This window comes from Halanaerobium saccharolyticum, assembly GCF_004362045.1.
GTDB classification, from domain to species: domain Bacteria; phylum Bacillota; class Halanaerobiia; order Halanaerobiales; family Halanaerobiaceae; genus Halanaerobium; species Halanaerobium saccharolyticum_C.
This window is the reverse complement of sequence record NZ_SNWX01000006.1, coordinates 127204-138058: the sequence shown is the minus strand read 5'-3', so window position 1 is coordinate 138058 and position 10855 is coordinate 127204. Positions and strand designations below refer to the sequence as shown.

Here is a 10855-nt window from a genome sequence, read left to right as displayed (position 1 = left end):
ATATTGGATAGATATCACTTAAATAAATATGTACTAAAGGCGACAGGCCACTATCCAAAGCAAAGAAGTAATCTTTGGTTGGGTTTAAATCAAGCCAAAATCAAATGGGTTAGATCAACTTTTAAAATACTTTCTAAAGAAGCAAAAAATGAGGAGCAAAAAGAGAGAGTTAAAGAAGCAAGAAATTATATATATTCTAACTGGGCAGGTATAGAAAATTATGCCAATGACCCAAATGCCCAAGGTTGTAGTGCGGAAGGTCATGTAAGCCATGTATTAGCTTCAAGGATGTCTTCCAGGCCTTTATCCTGGTCAGAAGATGGTGCAGATAGAATGGCCAGATTAAGAGTATTTAAATATAATGGCGGCAAAAAGGATGATCTATTCAAACTATATGAGCATAAGGAAAAAGAAAAAAGAATCAAAATGAGAACAGAAAAAATTATAGATCACAGGAAAACATTATTCCCAGTTGCTAAAGAAACAGTTCCTGCCTTACGCAAAGGTAAAGTTAGTGGATTGCAGAGAGCAATAAAGTCTCTTGCATTCTAAAATATTTAAAGGGAGTCTTAATCTATTTCCAAAAGCTACTTGACACAATCATGAAAACAATATCCTTGACAAATTTTAATTTATAAGTTAAAATATAATTTGTCAGTGCGAAAGTGGCGGAACTGGCAGACGCGCTAGGTTCAGGGTCTAGTGGTCTCACGACCGTGAGGGTTCGAATCCCTCCTTTCGCACCATTGATATAGCAGTGATAAGAGTCCTTTTTGGGCTCTTTTTTTATTTGCTATAAATTAGACTCTAATGGTTCTTGCCTGCGAGCTGCCTGCAGAGCAAATTTTTTTAAAAATATTTTATCTACATTATAGTACAGTTTACTATATATCTTGTTTTAATGCAAAACTTCAAAACTTAAAACTGAAAATCAAATCCAAGAATTATTCCACTATTTTTTATATTAGCAGGGACCACATTGACCCCTGTTATTATTCCAATTTCTTTTTTATTTAATATATCGTCAATCATATCTTTTTGAGTATCAATCAAATCCTGTAATCTGTTATTAGAATCTATTAACTTTCGATTGTTCTCCTCAGCTGATTCATAAAATTGCCTGTATTCCTCAACATCTGCTTCCGCCTGGTTGTATAATTTTTTATACTCAGTGACATCTTTTTCTGCTTCCTCATAAAGCTTTTTATATTTTTGAGCGATATCGTACATGTCACGATAATCTTCCAAGAGTTGATCATATTCTTTCGGAGGATCTAACTCCTGAGCATTGACAACAATCGGCACAAAAAGCAAAGATAAAACTATTAAAAATACAAGTAGACGTTTAATTGTTATCACCTTCTATGTGGTTATTAAGCCTATCCTCTAAACTTTCAGCTCTTTCCTGCCGGTCTTTTTGATTATTATTAAGTTTTTCGGCTTTTTCTTTGCGATTTTCTGAATTTTTCTGCAGCTCTTGGTCTTTCTCTTTTCTATTATCAATATCCTTTTCTACTTCATTAACCACTTCTTTTTCCTGATCAGCTTGCTTCTGGACCTGTTTGCTTGCAGCTTTGTATCCACCAGCTGCAGCTCCGATACCTAAAAGAGAAGCCAGCTTCCAACCTCCAAAAAAGAGAGCTCCAATTACTAACAGTGCAGCAACTACAATCAATATAATTTTATGCTTAGTTTTTAGCATTTTGATCACCCATTTTTAATTTTATTTCTAGATTAGTTCTTGTATGCGGAGTTAATTTAATTTTATTTTTATTTTTTAAATAATATTCTTTTGCAGTATCATTAAATTTGATACCCATAGCCTCCCAGTCAATTATCATTTGTTCAATGTATTTATCTGGAATTTCTATCGGGTTCCCATCTGTATCCAGCCAATGCTGCCAATGATGTGGATTGTTGTAATAATGATGTCTCCAAGCCATTTCAAAGCGATGTTTATATTTTGCCTTATCTTTGTAGAAATAACCAGCATATGCCAAAAATTCACTGCCGCTAAACTTACTTAAATCATGAGTTAAAGCATGCAAATAATAGCCTTTTTTAATTGAGATTTTAAAAACATTCCATTTGTGCTCTAAGATATAAAGCAAGTATTTTATTAGGTACATTTTATCACACCTTACTTTTAATGAATGCTTTGATAGCATCACGGCCACCAGTTAGAACAACACTGAAACCTAAAAGCCATTTGATTGTCGGGTCATCTAAATCCTGTCTGACATAACCAGCCACAGCCAGGCTTATACAAACAGCAGCTATTAAGTAAGTAGCTGTAAATTCAGCCCAGTCTGGAATTCCGTTATCATTAGAATCCTCTTTTAAGTTGACTTCATTTACTTTTTGTTCTTCCATATCTTCCATAGTAGTCACTTCCTTATAATTTCTATTCTTTTATTAACCCAGCCACGAATAAATGACCTATATTTTTGGCTATTTTCAGCAAGATTAATGTAGTGCATAATTTGATAGCCATTAAGTAGATTAAACAATCCCACCGGCTTATTACAGTGATTAACAGCTCTCAAAGTGTTAGGACCTATCGCTCCATCAACTGAAATTTTATTATCAGAAAGCAAATTATAAGATTTTTGTAAATTTCTATTAGCTCGGCCAGGTCCCATGTTTACTGCCTGATCAAACATTTCAATTGCTACATCTCTGTTTTTAATTTTGTTATATTTCTGATCAAGCCAAAACTCATGGTAATAAATATCTCTGGCCTGGTGCAGTTTTAAATCTCTCATATCTCCTTCATATCCATTTCTTCTTGCTACTGCTTCTGTGATGCCAAAATTAGTAGCACCACCAGGATCATCTTTGTGGTTAACATAGCCACCTTCAATTTCCATAACTTCTTCAAAAGCTTTTTTGAAAATATTATCCATTTTAAAACACTCCTAATTTTGATAATGCCAATAAAATTGCGATTATCCAACCAATCCACTCTCTCCAATTTGTAGTAATTTCTTTTTCTGTTTTCCCTTTAGTCTCTATTTTATTAACTTTAGAAATGAATTTTTCTAATAATTCTCTGTCTTTTTCCCTGTCTTCTATAAGCCCATTATATTTATCAAATTTTCCGTTAAACTCAGTCAGCTGAGAAGTTAAGTTTTGAATCATCTTATATAAGTCTTTATTTGAATACCAATCACCTTTTACTAATTGTTCAATTTTTCTTTGATTATCTTTAGACCTATCTGCATTTTCTTCTATCTTTTCTCTTAAGGGGCATTCATCTATGCTGTGCCCTTTGCTTTCCATCAAATCACCTCAAAATAGCCCTACTACAAGGCAAAAGTATTTGCTTTTCTGTATATTGCATCAACTTCTTTGTTCTAGAACGTCCTCTAAATCTAGTTGATTAAGTATTTCATCTTCTAACTGGCCAATAACTGACATTGTGAGATTGTGGCTGTCACAATGTTTTAATATTCCTAAATAACTCTGCACACTAGCATTTATTTCATTGATCTCCACCTCCTCTTTATAGTATTTTTTCTGTAGATATTTAAGCCGTCTTTTTAGTTTTCTTTTTGTGCTTTTTCTCAATTTTCTATATGGTGGATAAGTAACATATCCGCAGAAATCTATTCCATTCCAGATATTATCAACAGTAGTTTTGTTGTTAAGTTCTAATTTAAGATAATCAGCAAGAAATATTTCTATCTCCTGTCTGATTGTATGTAATTTATTTTTTGATTTTCCTAAAATAACAAAGTCATCCATATATCTAACATAATGCTTTGCTTTGAGAGTATGCTTAATGAATTTATCGAGAAAGTCTAAATAAACATTGGCAAACATTTGGCTGGTTAGATTACCAATAGGTATTCCAATTCCTTTAATTTTGCCTTCTTCAAAATGGTGATCTCCCAGGTGAATGCCAAACTCACCATCATCGCTTTTAATTATTCTCCAGAGTAATCTTAGTGTATCTTTGCAATCTATCTTTCTTTTAATAAGTTCAAAAAGAACTCGATGATCTATTCTATAAAAGTATTTTGCTACATCAGCTTTCAGAAAATAAGTTTCGCCTGGTTGTCTGTCGAGCTTTCTCATCCAGTGTCTTAATTGATCTGCAGCATAATGAGTGCCTTTTCCAACTCTACAAGCACAGCTATGCTCATAAAATATATTGTCGAAGATAGGAAATACTTGTCGGTAAATAGCCCATTGAACTACCCGGTCCCTAAAAGGAAGAGCCATAACCAGTCTTTGCTTTGGTTCATATACATAAAACTGATGATATTTGCCCTGTTCATAAGTTTTGTGTATCAATTCATTCTGCAGCTGGATAAGATTGCTTTCTAACTGCCTGGTAAACTTTAAAACTTCATTTTTAAATCTTTTTTTCTTTCTTGCTTCTATATAAGCTAAATATAAATTCTCAAAATCGTATATTTTTGGATATAAATTTCTAAATTTTTTTGGAATGTTATCACCACTTTCTCTGTATTCAGGTGAAAAGAAAAACCCGCTCTTATTTAGAGCAGGTTTTAAGGTGCCGGCCGTGACAACTTTCTATATTTCAATACTTGCTGCCTAACTGACAATTTAAATTTTTTCCTGGAGGGACAAATTTGTTTCTCAGGATGGAAGTAGGCCCCTTTATTTATGTTGCTGGCACTGGATAACAACCCAGTAGGTTGCTAACTTCTGGCCTAAAAATATAAATAGAGCGGAGCGGAAGCCAATGTTGTTGTTCGAGTTCGAACGCTCGTTGTTCAGGTTCAACTGAAAGACACCGGCTGTCGAGCCGTTGTTCCAGTTGCCACCACGGAGCGGCAAACGCATCGGCCTACTACCGAAAATTTATAAAATTTTATTGTTTCTTTTCTATTGTTTTCATCCAGCCGCCGATCAACTTACCTACTTCATCAAGTTTTTCGGACCAGATGCCATACTTTTTAAAAGGAAGAAATTCTAAATCTTTGGCTAATCTTATATAAGTAGTTATCAATTCTAATTGAGTATCCATTTCTCTTAATGTAGTTTTTTTATAATATTTTTTATTAGTTATGATAATTAATTTTAAAAGCTTTATCATTGCCTCTTTTATCTCTGCAGCAAAAGTATGCTTTTCGCTGCGAGGAAATTGTTTTAATGCCTGGTAACCATACTGGATCATGTCATAAGTCTTTTGATATACTATTAGATTTTCCAAATTATCATCCTTCAAGTAATGTAGGGGAAGGCTATCGCCCACCCCTAACAGATTTTAGAGTTCAGATTTATAGAGAAACAAAAGCGGAGCGGAAGCCAATGCGGTGGCTCGAGCCCGAACGCTCGCTGTACAGGCCCAACTGAAAGACACCGGCCGCCGAGCCGCCGCTCCAGTAGCCACCACGGAGCGGCAAACGCTCACCGTAGTTTCTAACATAAATATAATCTCCGTTATATCCTGTGCCTTCCGGGAATACAGCCAAATATTTTAGTCTTTCAGGAACTGTAAAGCCAGTATCAGCGGTCATATTCTCAAAAATATGAGAGATATATTCGCTACTTGCTTCGTCCATTACATTGTCAATTACACTATCAAGCTGTAATGTAGTGCCGTCTACATCCATATAAGCTCCGAGATCTAACCAGCCTGTATTATCTCCAGCAGCATTACCAGTCTGAAAATCATTTTCATCATGAACCCAAATTTTACCGTCAACTAGCTTTAAGCCATCGACCCATTCATGAACATTTCCATTTAAATCAAATATGCCTGCTAGAGTTCCATCGTGAGACCATGAAGCAGGTCCAGATCCGGTTGCTACCCTATATGTTTTGTAAGGGTCTCCACCACCATAAGTTTCTACACCTTTTTCATGCGGAGCACTTATATCCTGACCATAGTCATTGTTACCTCTGGGCTCATAACCATTTTTCCTGCACCAGAGTGCAATAGCAGCCCATTCTGCATTGGTCATAAGATGCCAGCCAGTTCCCTTAGCAAATGATGCAGCTCTCGCTGTATCAAAATTAATTGATGTTGCTGGGTCCTGATTAGGGATTGAATAAGCCCGGCTGTTCTTGATAATATTTTGATATTTTGAAATGAAAATTTCATCCTTAACCACACCGTTAACAATGAAAGCTGGATGCGGTTCGTTTGGCCAGGTGTCTACAACATCATCTAAATTAAACTTAGGCAGCCTATACATAACAGAAGGATTTCCCTGATCATCATATAGAACTGTGTTTCTTCCTCCGGTTTGAGCTTCAACAGCTGCTCTGTAACTATCTTTTATACTAAATACAAAAGGTTCCATTAATTAATCACTTCCTCTTTTTGATTTTGTTTAAGAATATAATTAGGTAGAGCCCATAAATCGAGCACTACTTCGTCTACATTAAAAGGTTTTTTGACCTTTTCGTAAACTGTTTTTCCATCTTCGTCCACTTCTCCAGTGCCCTGCATTTCATATTCAGCTGCAGGAATAGTTATGTTTGCTACATACCATTTATCGATACCTTCCACCAGATTACCTGTTTTATTTGTGCAAATATCGACAGTTTTCTTTTCATCATCCTGCATTACCTCTAAATCAAGGCCAATGCTTTTATCTAAAACACTCAAAACTAAAAAATTCCCATTTAGGGAATAGTCAGCTTTTTCTCCAGTATTCAATTCGTTAATTATCATCTATTGCTGCACCTCCTTATTTGACATCAAAGTTAATTAAAGTCCATTTGATAGTCGCTTCATCTTCACTACCGGTAAAACTAACTTTAAATCCATTTGATGTCTTGTCATAAACCTTTATGTCACCAACAAAGCCAGGGTCACCAGATACAAGCTCAGTAACTACTTGATAATCAGGTGCATCATACTGCACAAAACCATCTAAAGCTACAGCTGTATAATTATCAGCAGTGACAGTCACTTCTCCCTGCATTATTTTTTGCTTTTTTATTTTCTCAAATTCCTGGTTAAGTTTCTGAACAAACTGCAGAGTCTGGAAAGCAAGTATCCCGGATGGTCCTAAAGCTGTTTGAACACCGGATTCAATTCTTTCCATTTTCTTTTTACTTATAACTGTACCCTGCTGTATAACATTACCATCTGCATCCACTACATGATCTATCCACTCGAGTGGAGTATAATTTTCATCATATATCATTTATTATTTACACCTCCTGGATATCAAAATCAAAAGCGATCAATAAACCTTTTAAATCTCCTTTTTCTATCTGATCTGGTTTATCAGCAAAAATACTTCCTTCATCATCAATGAGCTCAAAATTGGTTAGGTCCCCAACTCCCTCGGCTTCATTTAAATAGAGAAAGATTCTAAGTTTGCTGCCATCTATTTTAACTTTATAAATGTCAGTTTCTTTTTTCTGGCCATTGACAGTATAAGTGCCGTGACTAATAAAACTGTCAGTTTCTCGTGCTAATTTATTGAGGCCTGCACTTGTGATCATATTGCCACCTCCCCGCATCTAAAGGTATTGCAGTAATTATAATCTTTAGTGTACTTTTCATAGCTGGTATTAAAGTTAAGTATTGATTTAAAACTATAACCTCTGTTGCTTTCTTCATATCCTCCAGAAATCAAATTAGCTGTAAAGGGTAATACTTGATCAGCGGTGCTGTAAATTTCTTGCACCTTCATACTGTCAATAACACCTTGCGGGTAATCAATTTCTGTACTGCCGGAATACAACCCAGCTAAAAATGGATATTCCTGTTTTTCAGTAGAATATTTCTCATACACATTACTTAAATAGATTTCACCAGTAAACTGATCAGTCCATTCTCCAGTTTTTACGGTGTCGCAATACGGCAAAGTAGACATTTCAGTATAGGGCATTGTCGCAACTATATTGATGTCATCCTCTTCAATTAAGAAGAAATCAGTGCTTATTCCACCGCCTACAACATTATTAAATAAATTAATAAATCTTTCATAAGTAATGTTGTAATCGCTAAAAACTTTGGATGGGAAGGAAAGAAATATAGATGCAGGCTGCTCTTCTGTAACAAAAGACCACCCTTCCTGAACATAAATGTCCTCGGGTGGTCTATCTATTGCTAGACTTAAAGCATCTATTATATGAGGTATTGAGCCGTCACTGGTGTTCTCTGCTATTTTAATTCTAATTAACAGCCTGTATAAAGTATCATCATTACCTTTTCTTGATTCTCCGACATTTGCACCATAATGATCAAGTGTTTTGCCATAAGCATCATTTAGATTTTTAACTTCTTCTATATCATCAAAAGCAGTTTGAACAATCTCCATTTCTTCTGCTAACATTCTTAGCTTTTTAACAAAATCGGAATCCTCATCTTTAGTAATAAAGCTTATAAACTTCTCTTTCATTGCTTCTAATATTTTAGACATGGTTGATCACAACCTTAGTTGGATCAGTAATTGCAACTTCCAATCCTGAAATCTCAATATTATCTTTTGTGGTTGGGCTCGCAGTGGTGCCGATATATAATTCAAAATCAATAATACCGCTGCAGGCTCCATGTATTTCATGAGTAATTTTGGAGTGAATAATATCATCAGCTATAATCAATTCGTCTAAATAATCAACTATGGCATCAGTTATCAGCTCATCACCATCTACAGGGTAATCATCATTAGTAATCAGGTCTATTGTGTAATATGTATCTACATCAGTAGGCCTTGAAAACCCTATTTTATGGATAGTTCCACCCTCATCAAAAACATCAGTGATTATATCCCCATATGCTCTTATTCCGCCGGCTTTTGCAGTATAAATAGCCTTAGCAATATCTTCTTCAAGCCCTCCCAGAACTACAGCAAATACCGACTTCATAGGCATACCGAGAGAGTTAGTCTGTTCAGTATCATTTTCAAATACTTTTACCTGTCTAACTTCATTTATATCAGATACTGCAGCAGTAATAGCCGCAATTACATCACTAGAGTTCTGGCCCAGCTGATTAAAATATCTGTTTCTTAGTTCGTGATTTGTTTCTCTATCTCTTCCAAAATCGGCTGCTATAGGATTTGTAATTGAATCAACACCAGAAATAGGCTGAGTAATAACAGTAATAGTATTAGCCGGCACATTTCCTTTTTCACCAGCTTCTTTTGCTATTAGCTGAACTTCTGTTTCTCCATCAGATTCAATAGTGGTATTATATTTAGTCTCAAATTTAATTGAGCTGTCAGTTTCAGTTTCAACCGTCCAGCCTTTATCTATTTCAGTACCAGGAGTTCCTATTACAGTAAGTGGAACCTCTGATTTTCTTTTACCTTTTCTTTTGACATTAAGGTTAGATACAGCATAATCTAAACTTTGATCTTCTGCTAAAATCACATAAGCTGAATTATATACTTTTTCAGCCACAGACCATATTAATGATAAACTGAAAGCGAATAGCCTTATAAACCAACCATTTACAGAGGATGATGAAACGTTCACATCTTCACCAAAATAGCTTTTTGATTTTTCTTCTAAGGATTCGACTATGTCTTGATATGTTTTTTTCTTAAAGCCTTTTTCTGTTACACCAAATTCATCAGACATTAAAATTCCACCTCCTCTGACGATTCAATTAAACCTTCAGTAGTTAAAGCCTTAAAATATATCTTAAGTTTCCTGTTATGTTTTTCAGAAACATCAACATTAATTTCTAAAATTTCTTTAACTCTATCTTCTTTATAAATTGTTTTGATTAACTCTGATCTATGCTCTCTGGCAGTTGCTTTTTCTCTAAAAAGTTTTAACCAGGGGTGGCCGAAATCTAAATCAAATATCCACTCTCCCTGATTGGTCATTATTCTGATCCAAAGAGCCTGCTCAAGTTCCATTTTTCCAGTTGCTTCTTCTATATCGTGTAGTTCGTCAAATTTTGTAGTTCCGTTTTCTTTATCAAAATAAAAACTTCTCATATAATCACCGACTTAATTAAAGTCGCTATCAAACCGCCTGCTGCAGTAAATAAAAAATCTGCTAATTCGACAGTATGGTTCTTCGGATTTAAATAATCATAAATCTCTTTAGCCGCTCCGGCCAATGCAGCAAACCAAAAATTTAATAATAAACCTATCAAAAAACCTGCAATCAAATGACCTTTTTTATCTTTTTTCATTAAACCACCACCTAATTTGTAAACACTTTCCCGCTTGTATCAGGGCTTGCTGAAGTAGGAGTTCCAGTAGTGCCGCCACTATCTCCTGGATGTTTATGGCCATCCAACCAGGCTTTGAGTGTATCTCCCATACTTAGCCCTTCACCACCGGACCCGCCAAGATGGACTTCTCCATCAACAGTAATAACTGGAGCTTTAATCGTGGCAGGACTGCCGGAAATTATATCTGTAACACCAGTGGTATCAATTTTAGTGTCTCCATCAGTTTGAATTGTAGTATTTCCAGTTGTTTTAATATCTGTATTACCACTTGTTTCAGCAAATAAATCTCCATTTTTTTTCATTACTATGCGGCTATCAGCTTCTTGATTTTCAAATAACAAGTCTTCTCCATAATTAGAGTTTAATTTACTTTCCTGTTCAGCTTTTAGGCCTTTAATTACTACTGCATCATCAAAAGCGTGCTTTCTTTTATACTTAACACTCTCTGGGTCTCCAGTTATAAGCAGTTTATCTAAAGCTCTTTCATTAAAAAGCACCTGGACTACATCACCTTTTTGATATGGAGGCCTGATCACAAAAGGACCAGCATTCAAATGACCGACAGGAACTTCAATTATTTTGGGTATTGTTACTTCTTCATCATTTAATATTTTTTTAGATAAAAGAGTAATTTCAGCTATCATTGTTTCCGGATTGTAATTTTCTATTTTAGCCGGTAAAGCTACATGAAGCTCTTTTAATTCCTGATCAATTAATTTTTTCATT

18 protein-coding genes and 1 tRNA gene are annotated in these 10855 nt (G+C 35.1%); 2 read left to right on the top strand and 17 right to left on the bottom strand.

Translation table 11 applies throughout. From position 1 onward, the window contains the following. On the top strand, nucleotides 1–552 hold a 552-nt coding region (locus DFR79_RS06085), incomplete at its 5' end, for a UPF0236 family transposase-like protein (RefSeq protein ID WP_208107504.1). 107 nt (nucleotides 553–659) lie between these two features. Further along, nucleotides 660–746, top strand: a tRNA-Leu gene (locus tag DFR79_RS06080). A 172-nt stretch (nucleotides 747–918) separates the two neighbouring features. On the opposite strand, the gene DFR79_RS06075 is transcribed toward DFR79_RS06080, so the two are convergent. From DFR79_RS06075 to DFR79_RS05990, 17 genes are all read right to left on the bottom strand, one after another. Next, nucleotides 919–1359, bottom strand: coding sequence for a hypothetical protein (locus DFR79_RS06075; RefSeq protein ID WP_133514604.1), 441 nt, complete (start codon nucleotides 1357–1359; stop codon nucleotides 919–921). Next, nucleotides 1346–1702, bottom strand: coding sequence for a hypothetical protein (locus DFR79_RS06070; protein WP_133514603.1), 357 nt, complete (start codon nucleotides 1700–1702; stop codon nucleotides 1346–1348). The genes DFR79_RS06075 and DFR79_RS06070 overlap by 14 nt, the downstream gene beginning before the upstream one ends. After that, nucleotides 1689–2129 carry a DUF5662 family protein gene (locus DFR79_RS06065; protein ID WP_133514602.1) on the bottom strand — a complete coding sequence of 147 codons (441 nt, stop codon included), beginning with the start codon at nucleotides 2127–2129 and terminating at the stop codon, nucleotides 1689–1691. Before DFR79_RS06065 ends, DFR79_RS06070 begins: the two co-directional genes overlap by 14 nt. A gap of 4 nt (nucleotides 2130–2133) precedes the next feature. After that, nucleotides 2134–2382 carry a hypothetical protein gene (locus tag DFR79_RS06060; protein ID WP_133514601.1) on the bottom strand — a complete coding sequence of 83 codons (249 nt, stop codon included), beginning with the start codon at nucleotides 2380–2382 and terminating at the stop codon, nucleotides 2134–2136. A 5-nt stretch (nucleotides 2383–2387) separates the two neighbouring features. Further along, entirely contained in the window at nucleotides 2388–2906 is a 519-nt protein-coding gene (locus DFR79_RS06055) for a glycoside hydrolase family 108 protein (protein WP_133514600.1), read from the bottom strand. Between the two features lies 1 nt (nucleotide 2907). Further along, nucleotides 2908–3282 carry a hypothetical protein gene (locus DFR79_RS06050; RefSeq protein WP_133514599.1) on the bottom strand — a complete coding sequence of 125 codons (375 nt, stop codon included), beginning with the start codon at nucleotides 3280–3282 and terminating at the stop codon, nucleotides 2908–2910. A gap of 60 nt (nucleotides 3283–3342) precedes the next feature. Next, nucleotides 3343–4299, bottom strand: coding sequence for a reverse transcriptase/maturase family protein (locus tag DFR79_RS06045; RefSeq protein WP_208107503.1), 957 nt, complete (start codon nucleotides 4297–4299; stop codon nucleotides 3343–3345). A 544-nt stretch (nucleotides 4300–4843) separates the two neighbouring features. Then, nucleotides 4844–5185 carry a diversity-generating retroelement protein Avd gene (avd, locus tag DFR79_RS06035; RefSeq protein WP_133514596.1) on the bottom strand — a complete coding sequence of 114 codons (342 nt, stop codon included), beginning with the start codon at nucleotides 5183–5185 and terminating at the stop codon, nucleotides 4844–4846. Nucleotides 5186–5252: 67 nt separating this feature from the next. Beyond that, nucleotides 5253–6281 carry an SUMF1/EgtB/PvdO family nonheme iron enzyme gene (locus DFR79_RS06030; RefSeq protein ID WP_133514595.1) on the bottom strand — a complete coding sequence of 343 codons (1029 nt, stop codon included), beginning with the start codon at nucleotides 6279–6281 and terminating at the stop codon, nucleotides 5253–5255. Next, nucleotides 6281–6655, bottom strand: coding sequence for an AAA family ATPase (locus DFR79_RS06025; RefSeq protein WP_133514594.1), 375 nt, complete (start codon nucleotides 6653–6655; stop codon nucleotides 6281–6283). The genes DFR79_RS06030 and DFR79_RS06025 overlap by 1 nt, the downstream gene beginning before the upstream one ends. 16 nt (nucleotides 6656–6671) lie before the next feature. Continuing rightward, nucleotides 6672–7133, bottom strand: a complete 462-nt coding sequence (locus DFR79_RS06020) for a signal transduction protein (RefSeq protein WP_133514593.1) — start codon at nucleotides 7131–7133, stop codon at nucleotides 6672–6674. A 7-nt stretch (nucleotides 7134–7140) separates the two neighbouring features. Next, nucleotides 7141–7437: a hypothetical protein gene (locus tag DFR79_RS06015; protein ID WP_133514592.1), complete on the bottom strand. Its 297-nt coding sequence runs from the start codon at nucleotides 7435–7437 to the stop codon at nucleotides 7141–7143. Beyond that, on the bottom strand, nucleotides 7434–8360 hold the full coding sequence (locus DFR79_RS06010) for a DUF2612 domain-containing protein (RefSeq protein WP_133514591.1): 927 nt from the start codon (nucleotides 8358–8360) through the stop codon (nucleotides 7434–7436). Before DFR79_RS06010 ends, DFR79_RS06015 begins: the two co-directional genes overlap by 4 nt. Then, the gene (locus DFR79_RS06005) at nucleotides 8353–9522 is read right to left on the bottom strand and encodes a baseplate J/gp47 family protein (protein ID WP_133514590.1); all 1170 of its coding nucleotides are present in this window, start codon (nucleotides 9520–9522) and stop codon (nucleotides 8353–8355) included. The genes DFR79_RS06010 and DFR79_RS06005 overlap by 8 nt, the downstream gene beginning before the upstream one ends. Next, on the bottom strand, nucleotides 9522–9887 hold the full coding sequence (locus DFR79_RS06000; protein ID WP_133514589.1) for a hypothetical protein: 366 nt from the start codon (nucleotides 9885–9887) through the stop codon (nucleotides 9522–9524). Before DFR79_RS06000 ends, DFR79_RS06005 begins: the two co-directional genes overlap by 1 nt. Continuing rightward, entirely contained in the window at nucleotides 9884–10087 is a 204-nt protein-coding gene (locus DFR79_RS05995) for a hypothetical protein (RefSeq protein ID WP_133514588.1), read from the bottom strand. Before DFR79_RS05995 ends, DFR79_RS06000 begins: the two co-directional genes overlap by 4 nt. Before the next feature lie 11 nt (nucleotides 10088–10098). Further along, a complete protein-coding gene (locus DFR79_RS05990; protein ID WP_133514587.1) occupies nucleotides 10099–10854 on the bottom strand; it encodes a Gp138 family membrane-puncturing spike protein in 756 nt (251 codons plus the stop codon). Nucleotide 10855 lies beyond the last annotated feature (1 nt).